The following is a 14727-nucleotide window of genomic DNA, read 5'->3' on the forward strand; positions in this document are numbered from 1 at the left end:
CCTCGATCAGCGAGGGAATGCAAACAGTGCGGCCGGATTGTCCACAAGGATCTTCGTCCTGATTTCGGCGTCGGGTGCCCACGCCGAAACAAGATTGATGAGTGCGGCATTGTCGACATCGCGGAACGGACTGACCTCGAGTGCAGAAATACCTTGAACCGGCTTCGCATTGGTATGCGGCCAGTTACTTCCCCAAAGAATCCGATCGCTGCGCCGGGCGATCAGTGCATGCGCAAGAGACAACATCTCGGGATAGTAGGGCGCCGATCTAGCCGCGTGGTAAGGCGCCGACAACTTCACGTAGCAATTCCCGGAGTCCAGAAGTTTGAACAATGATTCGAGGCCCGGCTGATCAAGGCCATCCGCCGAGGCGCCGGCGAAGTGGTCGAGGACGATCGGCGCGTGGAGTCCGGCCAACGTGCGATGTAGAACCGCTACCGTTGAAAGTGGAAGAAAGGCCTGTACGTGCCAGCCATATGGCGCTACGCGTATCGATATCCGTTGTGCGAGATCTGCGATCCTCGCGTGGTCGCTGGGAAATCCCTTGGGGTTGATGCGAATGCCGCGGATGCCGGATTCATTCATCCGTTCCAGTTCCGCGTCGGTGACCTGTTCGTCTATGACGACGATCCCGCGGGCGCACGAGCCAAGCCGCTTGAGAGCATCAAGCAGACACGCGTTGTCCGTGCCGTAAAAGCTGGGCTGAACCAGAACCACGCGGTCCAGCCCAAACGCGTTACGCAGGACGTTGAGCTGTTCGAGCGATGCCTCGCCAGGCGTATAGCTGCGGGTCGCAGAGATCGGGAAGCGCTGCTTGTCGCCAATCATGTGTACGTGAGCGTCGCACGCACCCGCTGGCATGTCGAAGGAAGCGCAAGTTCGCAATGGCGTACGACTGTCCATCCAGGGGCTCAGGATTTTGTACGGAGCAGGGCGGGGAGAAGCGCGGTCAACGCTCCCGATAGGGCAATGAGGGCAGCCATGCATACCAGACCAGCGGAAAACGATCCCGTTGCTGTCTTTAGCCAGCCCATGAGGACGGGTCCCAGGAAGCCGCCAAATGCGCCGATCGAACTTATCAGCGCCAGGCCGCTCGCAGCACCCTGGCCGGCAAGAAGCTGAGGAGGAATCGACCAGAAGATGCCTCGGGCAGAGGTGACGCCGACAATCGCGATCGTCAGGCCGATCATCGCGACGGAAAGCGATGGAACCCAGATCGAGACAAGCAATCCCGCAGCGCCTAGCGTGCAGGTCGCGGCAAGGTTGGCGATGCGATGGCCTTTTCGATCGACCGCTCCTGCCCAGAGAATCGTTGCGACGCATCCGCACAGGTAGGGCACGGCCGACAGCAAGCCGATACTGAGGATCGAAAGGTGGTGCTCGCGAAGAATCTGCGGCAGAAAAATGGTGATTCCGTACGAGCCCATCGTGAAACCGAATTGCAGCGCAGAAAGCACAAAGATGCGCGGATCACGCAGTACAGAACGAAGGTCTTTGCTCGCATGCGCCCGGGGCTCGCGACTCACTGCGTCGGTCAGCGCCTGGCTTTCTTGCGGGGAGAGCCAGCGTGCGTCACCAGGACGATCCACGAGCACAATCAGGAGCACGATACCGAGTATCGTCGCAGGCAGTCCTTCGATAATGAAGATCCATTGCCAGCCTGCAATACCAAGCAAGCCGTCAATCTGCATGATGGACGCGCAGAGCGGACCAGCGACCACCGCAGAAAGAGGAATCGCCATCTGAAACCACGCCATTGCGCGGCTGCGGAATCGCCTGGGAAACCAGGCCATGAAAAAGAACATCACGCCTGGATTGAAACCCGCCTCGGCGACGCCCAGCAGGAACCGGACGACGTAGAAGCTCTTGGGTCCGACGACGAGTGCCGTTGCCGCGGACAGAAGACCCCATGTAATCATGATGCGCGCGAGCCAGATACGTGCACCGAAGCGGTACAGAAGGATATTGCTCGGGACCTCGAAAAAGCAGTAGCCGAAGAAGAGGATGCCGGCACCCCAACCGAACATCTCGGTGGATAACCTGAGATCCCTGTTCATCGTCAGGGCCGCAAAGCCGATGTTGGTGCGATCGATATAGTTGAGGACAAAACACACAGTCATCAACGGTATCAGGCGCCATGCTGCTTTCCGTAGTGCCGAATCTTCGGCCAGTTCGGCGCTAACCGGAACCGCCGAATGCTCATAAGAGTTAGCCAAAGTTTTGCTATCCCAGCGGTCAAGGATCGGAATCATCCGCCCAATGTCCGATGCCGGTTCCGATAACGCCGCTATCGTTTAGTTCTTGCTGAAACGGCGTATCGGCCCAGTCGTTCAGAGATGTCGGATGTCCAGCGTCTTCAGGATTCCAGTGAGTTCGCGCGCGCTTCGGGCCCGCTGGGCCTTATGCGTCGCACAGGCTCGTTCCGTGTCCCCCGATTTGATCGCTTCGACCAGTTCGCGATGATTTCTCGTGGAAATTTCGGGCGTTGCGCGAAGGTGCAGCGTGATGCGCCGCGCGCGACGAGTCTGGTCCTGAAACTGACGGACAAGTTCAGTCAGTCGCCGGTTTCCCGAAAGTGCGGTCAAGGTTTCGTGAAAGATTGCGTCGAAGCGCGCCCATGCTTCGAGATCGCCGGTGGCGAGTGCATGCTCAAGACCGGCGACGCCGGCTTCCAGCTCAGCGATTTTTTCAGCGGACAGCGCGCTCTCCATCAACTGCTCGATCGCGAGGACTTCAAGCGCGGTCAGGATGCCGTAGACGTCAGCCGTATCTCGAGCCGAAATAGGCAGCACCTGGAAGCCGTGCCGCGGAACGAGTTTGACCAGACGCTCCTCTTCGAGACGAATCAAGGCGTCGCGTATTGGCGTCCGGCTCATGCGCAGGAGATCTGCGGTTTCCTGCATGGAGACTGTCGCGCCGATCATGTAGACGTTGTCCATGATGCGGCGCTTGATCTCCTGATAGGCGACTGCGGCGTTGCTCGGCGGCGGAGCGAGCGGGTTCGACTCATCATCGAAACCTGCTGCCTGGAAGTCCGGGGAGAGGTCTTTCACTTCTGCGAATCCCGGATATGGCGGCAGATGGCTTCGGCTGCGGCAACCGTGCCTGCTGTGCCACCTAGATCGCCGGTCCGCGACTCTGCGTTGGCAAGCGCCGAATCGACGGCACGCTCGATGGCTTCACCGGCAGATGAGCAGGATTCGGCACCGCGGGTCAGTCCTAGATGCCGCAACAGCGCGGCCGCCGACAATACGAGGCCAGTCGGGTTGGCGATGCCCTTGCCAGCGATGTCCGGCGCGGAGCCGTGCCCGGCATTTGCCGCCGCATGTGTATCGCCGACATTGAGCGCGGACGCCATGCCGAGGCCGCCAGCCAGCGCATTGACCAGGTTCGACAGGATGTCGCCGAACATGTTCGTCGTGAGAATGACGTCGAATGCCGAGGGCCTGGTATAAAGCTCCGCGGCAATCGCATCGATATCGATCTCGCGCAACGTGACATCCGGATATTGCGCAGCGACCTTGTCGACCTCGCCCATAAAGAGGCCGTCCGTAACCTGCATGACGTGCCGCTTGCCGACCACCGTAACATGCTTGCGGCGCGTTCTCGCGACCTTGAATGCCACTTCCGCAATACGACGTGACGCCTTCGCGGTGATCAGGCGAAGCGCAATGGCGCAATCGGGTGTCGGCATGAATTCGCCGTAACCCTGGAACAGGTTGCGGTCAGCGTAAAAGCCCTCGGTGTTCTCGCGCACGATCACGCAGTCGAGGCCCGGGTGCGCTTTCGGAACGCCCGGACGGGACCGCGCAGGCCGGATGTTCGCGAACAGATCGAGCTGCTTGCGGATCGTGCCGGGAATATTGATGCCGCCTTCGCCGGCAGGTGGGTAGAGCGTCATTCCACCCGGACCGAGCAGGACGCCGTCTGCTGCACGAGCTGCTTCAAGCACTTCCGGAGGCAACGTCGTGCCACGCTTGCGGTAGACCGACATACCGACCTCGTGCACTTCGAGCGAAAGGGTCAAGCCAAACTTTTTTTCCGCTTCGCGAACCACTGCAAGGGTTGCGTCCATGATTTCCGGGCCGATGTCGTCGCCGGGGAGCACTGCAAGTTTCATCTCGTGTCGTCCTGATTCTCGGGGGAGTCAATCCATGCACACGACGTAACAGGCCGTCGGTTTTGTTGATGGATGCTACATCGCATACCGTATCAGATGCGATGTGTGGGAACAAGGGATGGGAAACCCGGATATGTCTTTTATGGCCTATTTAAAAGGCATATTCGGGGTTGATTGTTACGCTGACACACCGTGAAATACCGGCGCGATAGCCGTGATTCGGCTCGTTGAAGCCGATAAACGGTCGAAGAAATGTATCTAATGATCGTAAAAAACACTACTGACCTGCGTGCAGATACGGCTTGAGGTATTTGAGTCCGCTCACCGTATCGTGGAGCGGGCGATATTCGCAGCCAAGCCACTGGGAGTACCCGTGCCGTTGCAGTTCTGCGAAGACCTCGGGAAATGGCAGCGTGCCGGTGCCGGGCTCGTGCCTGCCGGGGTGATCTGAGATCTGGATGTGCCCGAGGCGCGGGAGCCACCGCTTCAGCAGGCCGACGACATCTCCACTCAGCGCGGCCGCGTGATAGGTGTCGAACAGAAACTCGAGACTGTTAGTCGGGATTGCTGCGAACAGTTTGTCAGCAAGTTCGAAGGACGACATGAAGTACCCTGGCGTCTCCAGGGGGCTCATGACCTCGACGATTGTCTTGATGCTGGCAGCGGCAAAGATGTCTACCGCCTCCCGGACATTCTCGACGTACGTGACCCAGCTTTCGTCCGTGTCGAACCTAACAACCCCTGCCATCACATGGATGCGTGGACAGTCGAGCGCGAGCGCAGTGTCGCGTGCGGTGACCAGGCCGGCCAGGAATTCTTCCCTGCGGCCCGGGAACGCGGCAATGCCCTTTTCATTGGCTGCAGAATCGCCCATTGGAGCGGCAATCTGCACAAGCTTCAGGCCGTTGCTGACCAGCAGATTCTTCAGCTTCGCCGTCTCATGACCGTACGGCGAAGGAAACTCAACCGCGTGATAACCACACCTGGCAGCCAGCTCGAAGCGATCGTAAAAGGGCACCTCATTGAACTGGAACCCCAAATGGGCGCTTAGCTTCATAACTGTTCTCCGTATCGGTTCCACTGCGGGATCCGTTCTGGATCGCAAATTGTATTTATAGATTGTATAGTACAATATGGGTGCTGACGTGAAGGAATTGCGCGCGACCGATGGCACAGGAGCGCGCTCCGCCCAGGTTGCCAGGCTGGAATCCCGCTGGCAGCATTCGCGATTGAACAGCCCCAGCGCACCGGAAACGACGGAGAACATAGACCGTGAGCAAGCCATTACTTGGGTGTATCGCCGACGACTTCACCGGCGCTACTGATCTGGCCAGCACACTCGTGCGGTTTGGGATGCGAAGCGTACAGACCATCGGCGTACCGGCCGACCTGCGTGTGCCGGATGCCGATGCGATCGTGATAGCGCTCAAGACCCGAACGGTCGCTCCCGAGGTCGCCGTGGAGCAATCGCTGGCTGCTCTCAAGTGGTTGCAGGCGGCGGGATGCGAGCAGTTCTTCTTCAAGTATTGTTCGACTTTCGATTCAACTCCCCGGGGCAACATAGGACCGGTTGCGGACGCGTTGGCAGACGTGCTTGGAGTCGACCTGGTCACAGCTTGCCCTGCGTTTCCAGAAAATGGGCGAACCGTATACAGGGGCCATCTGTTTGTCGGTGACGTATTGCTGAGCGATTCGGGTATGCGACACCATCCGCTGACGCCCATGACAGATCCGAATCTGGTTCGCGTGCTGCAGGCGCAGACCACTCGGCCGGTGGGCCTTGTGAGTCTCGATTCAGTATCCAACGGACCGGTCGCGATTGCGGAGGCGATGCAGGCACTCCGGGCGCAAGGAAAACGATATGCGATCGTCGATGCTGTATGTGAAAGGGATCTGCTGAATATCGGGGCTGCGCTTGCCGGTCACCGGTTGGTCACGGGCGGTTCCGCAGTCTCAATGGGGCTTCCGGGCAACTTTATCGCTGCCGGCAAAACGGGAGCCGACGTTTTGTCCGCGGCTGACTTGCCGACCGTAGATGGTTTTAGCGTGGTGCTGTCGGGCAGTTGCTCGGCAGCAACCAACGCGCAGGTGCAGTACTGGAAAAGATCCCGGCCCGCCTTTCAGCTTGACGCGCTCTCGTTGGCCAGTGGTGACGAGCAGATTGAAGAGGCCATCGTATGGGCCGCGCACCGCGTGCCGAGCGAGCCGGTGCTTGTCTATGGCAGCGCGACGCCGGATGTGGTGAAACAGGCGCAAGAGAAGCTTGGCGTTGAGAAGGCCGGTGCAGTGATGGAGCGCGCCCTGGCGATGATCGGCCGGGCGTTGGTCGAAAAATACGGTGTGACCACACTGGTTGTGGCAGGGGGCGAGACCTCGGGGGCCGTTGTCAACGGGCTTGACGTAACGTCACTGCGCATCGGTGCGCTGATTGATCCCGGGGTTCCGTGGACAATCGGCAGCGGTGTGAGAGACCTGGCCCTCGCCCTGAAATCGGGCAACTTCGGAGTCGAGAACTTCTTTGAAAAGGCGCTCGCCACCGCGCCCGGCCGCAGCAACCAGAGCAACCTTCGGGAAAGACGGGAACGATAACCTCGCGCTTTCTTTGCACTGTCTAGATCACCGCTTCGCCGCATACCACACCGTCAGGCAAACGATATTTCGTTCTGAGCGGAGTCAGGCAAGCAGGTTCGGCCGCCGATGGAGCACGAGATTTCCAGGCTTACCAATCCGCTCCAAATGTTTCGCGAAGGTCTGCGATAGCCGCGTCGGAAAGAGCCGTAGCAGCGCGGCCGCTCGCCAGCCAAAGTGCAGCGGTTTCTTCGAGCTCCTCCAGAATGAAGGAAGCGTGTGAAACGCTATCTCCCCATGTGACTGGACCTAGCCTCTCCAGCAGCACAGCCCGCACACTTGCAGCCAGCTTTGCGACTTCGTCGGCTACGTCGGGTGAGCCCGGGCGTTTATAGCCGATCAATGGCACGTGACCAACCTTCATGACGTAGTACGGAGTGATGGGCGGCAAAACATCGCTCTGCTTCCAGACCCCCAGGATTGTCAGCGTAACGAGGCTGGTCGAATGCGTATGGACGATTCCGCGAGCGGAAGGAGCGTTTTCGTATATCCGTCGATGTAGCGCGAGCGTTTTGGACGGTCGACCGCCGGACACATGCACAGCCTGATCGCTTACCTTGGCGATTTCTGTCGGGTCGAGGTGTCCGAGACAGGCGTCAGTGGGTGTAATGAGCCAGCCGTCATCGAGCCGTGCGCTGATGTTGCCGGCGGTTCCGACCGTGTAACAGCGGCTATACAGGCTTGCGCCGACGGTGCAGATTTCCTCTCTAACCGCAGTCTCGCTCTTCACAGCGTCGCCTCCTTCGAAATCATAGCCGGTGCTTAGACACGCAATTGTACTGTATTGCTAGTTCGTACAATTCACGGGACAATACCCTCGCTTCCTCTGGAAGCGATCGAGCTGCGTGACGGCGAACGCAGCCAATACGGCGGCAAGGATGCGGTGAACATGTTCTTACGACGGTCGGCAATCAAGACGCTGGCGCTAACAGCGCTAAGTATGAGGTTAAGTTCGGGCATTGCTTCGAGCTTCGCGGATGATGCGGTCCGTGCCCGCAAGCTCAGGGCGCGCATGCCGGCGTTGGCCTGTGATTGCCATGCGCACGTCATCGGGCCTTATGAGCAATATCCGATGATCGTTACGCGGGCTTATACGCCTCCGACCGCATCGGTGCAGAAAATTCGCGCAATGCACAGGACACTCGGTATCGATAGATCTGTCCTTGTTCAACCGAGCTTCTACGGAAGCGACAACGCGTGTCTGCTGTCTGCATTGCAGCAGCTCGGCACGAATGCGAGGGGCGTGGCAGTCGTCCCTGAAAGTGCGAGCAAGCAACAGCTAGATTCCTTGCACGTGTCCGGCATAAGAGGCATCCGGATCAACCGGGCCGGTAGCGCCAGGGATCGCAACGAGCTGCCTGCCGTCGTCGAAGCCGCAGGCAGGCAGGCTGCGGAGCGCAACTGGCACGTTCAGTTATTTCTCCCTATGCCAGTCATCGCGGAAATTGCGCCGATTATTGAGGCTTCACCTGCTCCCTTCGTTCTTGACCATTTCGCGGGTGCCAGAGCATCCGGGACTACGCAACCGGGTTTTGAAAGAGTCCTGCGCCTGATCGAACGAGGTCATGCGTACCTGAAGCTGACTGCTCCATACCATGCATCGCAGCCACCCGATTACCCGGGGATGGGCGAGTTGGCCGCAGCCTTTATCGATGCGAACCCGGAACGAGTCCTGTGGGGAACCGACTGGCCGCACACGCCATGGGTGAGCGGCCAGTCGGTTGATACCATCAGTCCTTTTTATCCTGCGGACAATGTTCGCCTGCTTGAGCTCCTTTTCGAGTGGGTTCCTGAAGAGTCTACCCGCAGCGCGATTCTGGTCGACAATCCTGCCCGGTTGTTTGGATTCTCTTGATGGTGACGCGGCATATCGCGGTCAAATCTGCACAGTTCGCGACACGAATTTGCTGCACGCTAATGGCCGCGATCACGCCGCTCATTCTGTCCGAACGAGCGAGGCCGCCTCCTATGGGTACACCCCAAGGACGCGCTGCATGCGCGAATTTCGTCACTACGTTCTCCATGTCGACGACAGTGGACAACAAGCCAATACCGCTCAGCACGCACTGATCGGTGTTCCTGACAAATGCATCAGCAACATAGATCAAATGACATTGATGCTATGGAGAAAGCACCTGCCGCCAGGCAGAATGGTGCACGCCTCAATTGCAAATGCACTACAAACAGGAGAACCACGCAATGCGAGTATTCATCACGGGCTCTGCCGATGGGCTGGGCCAAATGGCGGCGCGTCTTCTAGTCGCCGACGGCCATCGTGTCGTTCTGCACGCGCGCAGCGAGGCACGTGCGGAGGAGGCAATGGCCATGGTATCGGGCGCGGAAACAGCGGTCTTCGGCGACTTGTCCAGCATCGAGCAGACAGCTAGCGTGGCCGACCAGGTCAATCGGCTCGGGCATTTCGACACGGTCATTCACAATGCGGCGGTCGGTTATCGCGAACCGAAACGGATTGAGACGGTCGACGGATTACCTCATGTCTTTGCTATCAATACGCTTGCACCGTATGTGCTGACTGCGTTGATCGAGAGGCCGCAGAGGCTGGTCTATTTGAGTTCTGGTCTACACCAGCAGGGCGATACAAGTCTCATGGATCTTGAATGGAAAGCGTGCCCGTGGGTTGGTGTCGCGGCCTATTCGGATTCGAAACTTCATGACGCATTGATCGCGTTTGCGGTGGCACGTCGTTGGCACAACGTATTCTCGAACGCGCTGGAGCCGGGGTGGGTTGCGACGAAAATGGGTGGCGCAGGGGCGCCTGACGATCTCGAGGCAGCGCCCAAGACGCAAGTCTGGCTTGCGACCAGTGACGACCCGGCCGCGTGCGTGAGCGGCGAATACTTCTATCACATGAGACGGAAGACGCCCAAAGCTCAAGCTCGCGATCACGGTGTGCAGGAGCGGCTGCTCGATGCATGCGAGCGTCTCACGGGTATTCGAATAGCAAATACATAGCGGTAAAACGAGGCGTTCCCGCAAGCAGGAACGCCTCGCTGGCTTACGAGATCAGTTCTCGCAGGACAGTGTCGAGAGCGATCGTGCCGAACCGACGCTCGATAGCATTCCCGCCTTCGAAGTCGATCCACCCTTCGTTGAAGCCATCGATCATGCGGATGCGCGGCATCGGATAACTCATGCCTTGCGATTTGAAGAGTGCTTCCCACGTGTCGCGCGGAACAGCTCGTACACGCACGGCAGAACCGAGCGCTGCAGAGAAACCTGCCGCAATGTCGTTTGCCGAATAGCGACCTGGGCCTTCGAGTTCGACGATCCGATGTCCGCTCCAGGACTCGGTGAGCAACCCGGCTGCGGTATGTCCAATGTCTTTTGCGGCCACCATGGGAATCGGGTGATCGAGCGGCTGAAGGAACGAGGAAAGGACACCCGAACGTGCGTCTTCGACGTCCCACGCAGCGTTCTCCATGAACCACGCTGCCCGTAGCATGCAGACCGGGATATCGACCGAACGCAGCATTTCTTCCGTCATGCTGGAATTATTCAGCAGGTTCGGTTCGGAGACGTGTGCACCGACCGTGGAAAGGAACACGATCTTGCCGGGTCGGGCGATCTCGATTGCGCGCTTGACGGACACGCAATTTCGTTGAGTCTGCGGGAAACCGGGTTCCGGATTGTAGTTGGGCGGCGTCATGAAAAATACACCGTCGGTACCTTTGAACGCGCTAGCTAGCGCGTCGGAATCTTCGATTTCCGCTATCGCGACTTCGCAGCCGAGATCTGCCCACGGCTTACCCTTCTCGGCATCTCGAACGATTGCCCTAACCGGCAACCCTTTCGCTAGCAGCGAACGCGCAACGATACCGCCGACTTTGCCTGTAATACCTGTAATCGCAAACATTGAAATATTCCTTTGAATTGAAGATCAAGCGGCCGTCGCCGTTCCGTGCCTTGCTCGCGGACCGATGCGTGTCCTGGTTTTGCATTCGTGGCGGCCGTGTAGTCAACGATTGAAGCTGCTTTCAGGGTAAGCCGGAAGGGCACGTGACTTAAAGAGCCCGTTAGTCAGAAATATAATGACGAAAAATCATTAGTTCGATTCCCAGCACATCATCAAGATGGTGCGCTCATCCTGTATGGGAAGACCGCTGTGCGTGCCCTTCAATGACGTGCATAAACAGAACCGAACATCTCCACCGCATTGGCGCGATTGCCCGACGCTGACGAGCCGGCCGGCGAGCCACTGACGCTGTTTGTCGAGACCGAAGCATTTGCATTGCTCGCAGCGATCTTCGCTTCGGCTGCCTGGATGTCGTCGGGATAGTGCGGATCGTTCGCGCGCGGACGGTAGCCGGCGTTCTCGAGTTGCACCAGCTCGGCACGCACCTGGGCGCGAGTAACGGTCTCCGGCCCCTGGGCGTGGCTAGCGATTGGCAGCGCTATAACGACGGCTGCGATCAGGTTGATCGTGACGGTTTTCATTTCGTGAGTCCTGTGTCGGTCAGTGAGACCTTCCAGCACGGATCGTGCTGGAAGGGTTGTCTGTCGTCTCAGTGGTGGGCGAACAGTGAGCGCGAGTTGTCAGTGAAAGCAACCCGGGCACTGGAATCGGATGTCCCGGAAGCGACGCCACCCACACCAGAGTCGGTGTTGACCGAGGTACCGTTGGTAGCAGCGAGTTTCGCCTCGGCTGCCTGAATGTCGGTGGGGTAGTAGCGGTCGTTCTGGCCTGGGCGATAGCCAGCTTTCTCGATCTGAACGAGATCGGCGCGTACCTGTGCGCGGGTGAGGCCTGAGCCGGTTTCCTGGGCATGGCTGGCGATCGGGAACGCAAGGACGGTAGCGGCTACGAGGGTCAGTTGACGGATGTTCATGGCAAATCTCCTTCGGTTGGTTGGTAAGCGAACGTTTCGCTTGAAATGAATTCTGGGCAAAAGGAGATCAAACTGAAATAGCATCAAAGTAATAAAATCGATGCGTAAATGTCATTTAATGGACAAGCGAGAAAATCTGCAGGATGTGCCGATCGCTGCTACCGGGACGTATCGCGGGAAACTTCCGCAGTAGAGATTTCGTCGAGGTCGCGGTGCATGTGCCTTTCCCGGAGGATGTCGATTGCCCGCGGCTCTTTGTCTGCCACGATGGTTCTGGCGATCGACTGGGGAGGTGTTTATGGCGCGGCTAGGGAAGGCGCCGCGCGCAGGTGGCTATATTTATGCAGAGTTCGGGCGGAGGTACGCTAGCGGCTACGCGCGGCCAGGCTTGGTGCGTTTCTCAATCGGCCTGCTAGGGGGCGCGCTGAGTGAACTAATAAAATCGAGGAACACGCGTACCTTGGCCGGAACATGATGCCGGGACGGGTAGAGTGCGTAAAGGGGAAACCGGTCGTCGGGCCAGTCGGAAAACAGTTCGACAAGTCTGCCATCCGCAAGCATTTGTTCCACACCAAGTTCCATGACCTGAGCAATCGCGTGGCCGGCCAGGCAGACGCTATGCATTGTGACCACGTCGTTGACTGTGAGTCGTCCCGCGACCTCGACGGTAATTTTCTTGCGCCCGCGATGGAATTCCCAGTCGAAAGGCCGCCCTGTTTCGGGATCCCGGAACCTTATACATTGATGGGCGTCGCTTTCAAGTTCGGAGGGCTGTTCGGGGCGACCCTTGCGCTTGAGGTAGGCGGGTGCTGCAACAGTCAGGTTGCGCGTATCCAGGAGCTTTCGTGCGACAAGACTGGAAGGTCGAGGCTCGCCAAATCTGACCGCAACGTCAAACCCGTCGGCGATCATGTCCCCGAGCTGGTCCTTCGTGATCAGTTCAACCCGGAGTTCCGGATATTGATCGATAAATGATCCCAGCCTCGGAGCGAGCAGTAGTCGGGAGAAAAACGGATCGACGTTCACCCTTAGCCGGCCACGCACGGCGGTCACGCCCTGAGTCGCCGACGTCGCCGCTTCCTCGAGTGCGGCAAGCAGTGGCATGACCTGTTCGTAGAGACGGCGGCCTTCATCGGTTAGCGTGACCGAGCGCGTTGTGCGGTCAAGAAGGCGAACGCCGAGTCGTCCCTCAAGCCGCGCTATGCAACGGCTGACTCCCGATTGCGACATGTCAAGTATGTCTCCCGCTGCCGCAAAACTGCCGGTATCGACAATCGCGGACAGCACGCCCATACCGTTCAAGATGCGTTCATCGAAGCCGGCCATCGATGCTCTCCTGTCATGTATCAAATGACACTGATGTTATCGCTAAACGACGTGCCTACGCACAAAATCCATCAAATACTGCGAATCATGGAGGGCGCAATGTTTGCGATTACCGGAATCGTCGATCCGGTGGGAGGAGTGGTTGCACGCGTTCTGCTTGCGGCTGGGTTGGACGTGCGCGCGATCGTTGACGAAGCAGCTAAAGGAGTGGAATGGGTCGACCAGTGTTGCGAAGTGGCTGTAGCGGAGATGAACGATGCAGACGCTTTGTTACGTGCTTTTCGCGGTGTCGAAGGGGTCTTCGTTCTGTTGTCAGCGAATTTTGATCCGGTGCCTGGATCTCCAGAGTCGACCGTCTCGATCGCCGCATTGAGGCACGCGCTAACTTCAGCAATGCCGAAGCGGGTAGTTTGTCTCTCCACGATTGGTGCCCACGCAACGCAGCCAGGTACCCTGCTACAACACAGCTCGATAGAGCGCGAATTCGGTTCGCTGCCTATGCCAGTCGCTTTTTTGCGCGCTGCATGGTTCATGGAGAGCGCAGCTTCGGACATTGCATCCGCACTCGTATCCGGCGCAATTCCAAGCTTCCTTTTTCCGCTCGGGAAGCCGGTTCCTATGGTGGCGATCGCCGACGTGGGTCGAATGGCAGCGCGTCTTCTTCGCCAGGATTGGATCGGTAAGAAGATCGTAGAGATCGAGGGTCCACATCGAACCTCCCCTAACGATGTCGCAGAAGTATTTTCCCGACTGCTGGGCCGTGATATTCGGATGCAACCTGTGGCTCGCGACACATGGGAGGAAGTGTTCGCCTCGCAGGGAATGAAGAACTCGTTGCTACATATCCAGATGCTGGATGGTCTCAACGCAGGATGGATCGACTTTGAATTCCCGAAAAATACCGTCAAGGGTAGTGTTCCGCTAGAAGTCGTTGTGCGCGGGCTGATTCATCACACTTTCGAAACGGTGTGAGGCTCAGACATCCGGTGGCGCTGCTTTTCCTCCGTTCACATGCGGTGCGTTTTTCCGGTATCCAGTGCGCAGTGTGAGCGCAGCTAGTCAAATTGCTTCAAGGGAGTTATGCCATGTCCGAAAAATCAACTGCTTTAATCATCGGCGCGTCCCGCGGGCTTGGTCTGGGTCTTGCACGTGAGTATCTGCGTCGCGGGTGGAGTGTGGTTGCCACGGTGCGCAGCGAGAGCGGTCAAACAGCCTTGCACGAATTGCAGAAGTCCTACCACGCACTAGAAATTGAAACCGTCGACATCACGAAGCCTGACGAAGTGGACGCGCTATTCGCACGTTGCCGGGACAGAAGTTTCGAACTTCTTTTCGTTAACGCAGGCGTGACCAATGATCCGCAAGAGACGGTCGACCAGGTTTCGACAGAGGAATTCGTGCGAGTCATGGTGACGAATTCCTTGAGTCCCATGCGCGTTGTTGAGCGCCTGGTCGAGTGCGTTTGCCCGAAGGGAATGATTGCCGTGATGTCATCCGAGCTGGGCAGTATCGCTGGCAACACTAGTGGAGGCTGGGAGGTCTATCGCGGCAGCAAGGCCGCACTCAATACGCTGATGAAGAGCCTGGTTGCACGTCGTATAGCGGATACGCGCACTTTCTATGTAGTCGCGCCGGGATGGGTCCGTACGGACATGGGTGGCCCGGAAGCGCTCCTTGACATCGAAACGAGTATTCCCGGCGTCGTAGATGCATTGGAGCACTACCGGGGAACGTCCGGGCTGGTGTTCACGAACTATCGCAAGGAAATCCTGCCCTGGTAGGGACTGTCGCTGGTTCTTTCCGGAT

15 protein-coding genes are annotated in these 14727 nt (G+C 58.3%); 5 read left to right on the forward strand and 10 right to left on the reverse strand.

All coding sequences use genetic code 11. From position 1 onward, the window contains the following. Nucleotides 1-6: 6 nt before the first annotated feature. The 5 genes from M0D65_RS16970 to M0D65_RS16990 form a co-directional block, all read right to left on the reverse strand. Nucleotides 7-987: an amidohydrolase family protein gene (locus tag M0D65_RS16970; RefSeq protein WP_308076677.1), complete on the reverse strand. Its 981-nt coding sequence runs from the start codon at nucleotides 985-987 to the stop codon at nucleotides 7-9. Further along, nucleotides 912-2252, reverse strand: coding sequence for an MFS transporter (locus M0D65_RS16975; RefSeq protein WP_266253714.1), 1341 nt, complete (start codon nucleotides 2250-2252; stop codon nucleotides 912-914). Before M0D65_RS16975 ends, M0D65_RS16970 begins: the two co-directional genes overlap by 76 nt. Nucleotides 2253-2330: 78 nt before the next feature. Next, nucleotides 2331-3053 (reverse strand): GntR family transcriptional regulator, encoded by a 723-nt coding sequence (locus M0D65_RS16980; protein WP_266253715.1) that lies wholly within the window; start codon nucleotides 3051-3053, stop codon nucleotides 2331-2333. Then, nucleotides 3050-4120, reverse strand: coding sequence for an isocitrate/isopropylmalate dehydrogenase family protein (locus M0D65_RS16985; RefSeq protein ID WP_266253716.1), 1071 nt, complete (start codon nucleotides 4118-4120; stop codon nucleotides 3050-3052). Before M0D65_RS16985 ends, M0D65_RS16980 begins: the two co-directional genes overlap by 4 nt. Nucleotides 4121-4397: 277 nt before the next feature. Next, nucleotides 4398-5177, reverse strand: a complete 780-nt coding sequence (locus M0D65_RS16990) for a hydroxypyruvate isomerase family protein (RefSeq protein ID WP_266253717.1) — start codon at nucleotides 5175-5177, stop codon at nucleotides 4398-4400. Between the two features lie 215 nt (nucleotides 5178-5392). Here M0D65_RS16990 and otnK point away from each other — a divergent pair, with 215 nt between their 5' ends. Next, nucleotides 5393-6709, forward strand: coding sequence for a 3-oxo-tetronate kinase (otnK, locus tag M0D65_RS16995; RefSeq protein ID WP_266253718.1), 1317 nt, complete (start codon nucleotides 5393-5395; stop codon nucleotides 6707-6709). A 130-nt stretch (nucleotides 6710-6839) separates the two neighbouring features. Here the strand turns inward: otnK and M0D65_RS17000 are convergent, their stop codons facing one another. After that, nucleotides 6840-7478 carry an aldolase gene (locus M0D65_RS17000; protein WP_266253719.1) on the reverse strand — a complete coding sequence of 213 codons (639 nt, stop codon included), beginning with the start codon at nucleotides 7476-7478 and terminating at the stop codon, nucleotides 6840-6842. 54 nt (nucleotides 7479-7532) lie between these two features. Between M0D65_RS17000 and M0D65_RS17005 the strand changes: the two genes are divergently transcribed. Both M0D65_RS17005 and M0D65_RS17010 read left to right on the forward strand, forming a co-directional pair. Next, nucleotides 7533-8603, forward strand: coding sequence for an amidohydrolase (locus M0D65_RS17005; RefSeq protein WP_266253720.1), 1071 nt, complete (start codon nucleotides 7533-7535; stop codon nucleotides 8601-8603). Between the two features lie 344 nt (nucleotides 8604-8947). Beyond that, a complete protein-coding gene (locus M0D65_RS17010; RefSeq protein ID WP_266253721.1) occupies nucleotides 8948-9721 on the forward strand; it encodes an SDR family NAD(P)-dependent oxidoreductase in 774 nt (257 codons plus the stop codon). Nucleotides 9722-9764: 43 nt separating this feature from the next. Here the strand turns inward: M0D65_RS17010 and M0D65_RS17015 are convergent, their stop codons facing one another. From M0D65_RS17015 to M0D65_RS17030, 4 genes are all read right to left on the reverse strand, one after another. Further along, nucleotides 9765-10622 carry an NmrA family NAD(P)-binding protein gene (locus M0D65_RS17015; RefSeq protein WP_091015658.1) on the reverse strand — a complete coding sequence of 286 codons (858 nt, stop codon included), beginning with the start codon at nucleotides 10620-10622 and terminating at the stop codon, nucleotides 9765-9767. Between the two features lie 260 nt (nucleotides 10623-10882). Next, on the reverse strand, nucleotides 10883-11203 hold the full coding sequence (locus M0D65_RS17020; RefSeq protein ID WP_091015660.1) for a DUF4148 domain-containing protein: 321 nt from the start codon (nucleotides 11201-11203) through the stop codon (nucleotides 10883-10885). 68 nt (nucleotides 11204-11271) lie between these two features. Continuing rightward, nucleotides 11272-11595 carry a DUF4148 domain-containing protein gene (locus M0D65_RS17025; protein WP_091015663.1) on the reverse strand — a complete coding sequence of 108 codons (324 nt, stop codon included), beginning with the start codon at nucleotides 11593-11595 and terminating at the stop codon, nucleotides 11272-11274. Nucleotides 11596-11967: 372 nt separating this feature from the next. Beyond that, nucleotides 11968-12921, reverse strand: a complete 954-nt coding sequence (locus tag M0D65_RS17030; RefSeq protein WP_091015666.1) for a LysR family transcriptional regulator — start codon at nucleotides 12919-12921, stop codon at nucleotides 11968-11970. A 99-nt stretch (nucleotides 12922-13020) separates the two neighbouring features. On the opposite strand from M0D65_RS17030, the gene M0D65_RS17035 reads away from it, so the two are divergent. Both M0D65_RS17035 and M0D65_RS17040 read left to right on the forward strand, forming a co-directional pair. Next, nucleotides 13021-13893: an NmrA family NAD(P)-binding protein gene (locus tag M0D65_RS17035; RefSeq protein WP_091015932.1), complete on the forward strand. Its 873-nt coding sequence runs from the start codon at nucleotides 13021-13023 to the stop codon at nucleotides 13891-13893. Nucleotides 13894-14006: 113 nt separating this feature from the next. Further along, complete coding sequence (locus M0D65_RS17040; RefSeq protein ID WP_091015668.1) at nucleotides 14007-14702, forward strand: SDR family NAD(P)-dependent oxidoreductase; 696 nt, start codon at nucleotides 14007-14009, stop codon at nucleotides 14700-14702. The last annotated feature ends 25 nt before the right edge of the window (nucleotides 14703-14727 follow it).

Source organism: Paraburkholderia sp. CHISQ3 (assembly GCF_030464945.1).
GTDB lineage: Bacteria > Pseudomonadota > Gammaproteobacteria > Burkholderiales > Burkholderiaceae > Paraburkholderia > Paraburkholderia megapolitana.

Coding starts and splice junctions, on each gene's coding strand:
- M0D65_RS17025 (WP_091015663.1), bottom strand. CDS start 11,595: ATGAACATCCGTCAACTGACCCTCGTAGCCGCTACCGTCCTTGCGTTC.
- M0D65_RS16970 (WP_308076677.1), bottom strand. CDS start 987: ATGCATGGCTGCCCTCATTGCCCTATCGGGAGCGTTGACCGCGCTTCT.
- M0D65_RS16990 (WP_266253717.1), bottom strand. CDS start 5,177: ATGAAGCTAAGCGCCCATTTGGGGTTCCAGTTCAATGAGGTGCCCTTT.
- M0D65_RS16975 (WP_266253714.1), bottom strand. CDS start 2,252: ATGATTCCGATCCTTGACCGCTGGGATAGCAAAACTTTGGCTAACTCT.
- M0D65_RS17010 (WP_266253721.1), top strand. CDS start 8,948: ATGCGAGTATTCATCACGGGCTCTGCCGATGGGCTGGGCCAAATGGCG.
- M0D65_RS17040 (WP_091015668.1), top strand. CDS start 14,007: ATGTCCGAAAAATCAACTGCTTTAATCATCGGCGCGTCCCGCGGGCTT.
- M0D65_RS17035 (WP_091015932.1), top strand. CDS start 13,021: ATGTTTGCGATTACCGGAATCGTCGATCCGGTGGGAGGAGTGGTTGCA.
- M0D65_RS17020 (WP_091015660.1), bottom strand. CDS start 11,203: ATGAAAACCGTCACGATCAACCTGATCGCAGCCGTCGTTATAGCGCTG.
- M0D65_RS17015 (WP_091015658.1), bottom strand. CDS start 10,622: ATGTTTGCGATTACAGGTATTACAGGCAAAGTCGGCGGTATCGTTGCG.
- M0D65_RS16985 (WP_266253716.1), bottom strand. CDS start 4,120: ATGAAACTTGCAGTGCTCCCCGGCGACGACATCGGCCCGGAAATCATG.
- M0D65_RS17030 (WP_091015666.1), bottom strand. CDS start 12,921: ATGGCCGGCTTCGATGAACGCATCTTGAACGGTATGGGCGTGCTGTCC.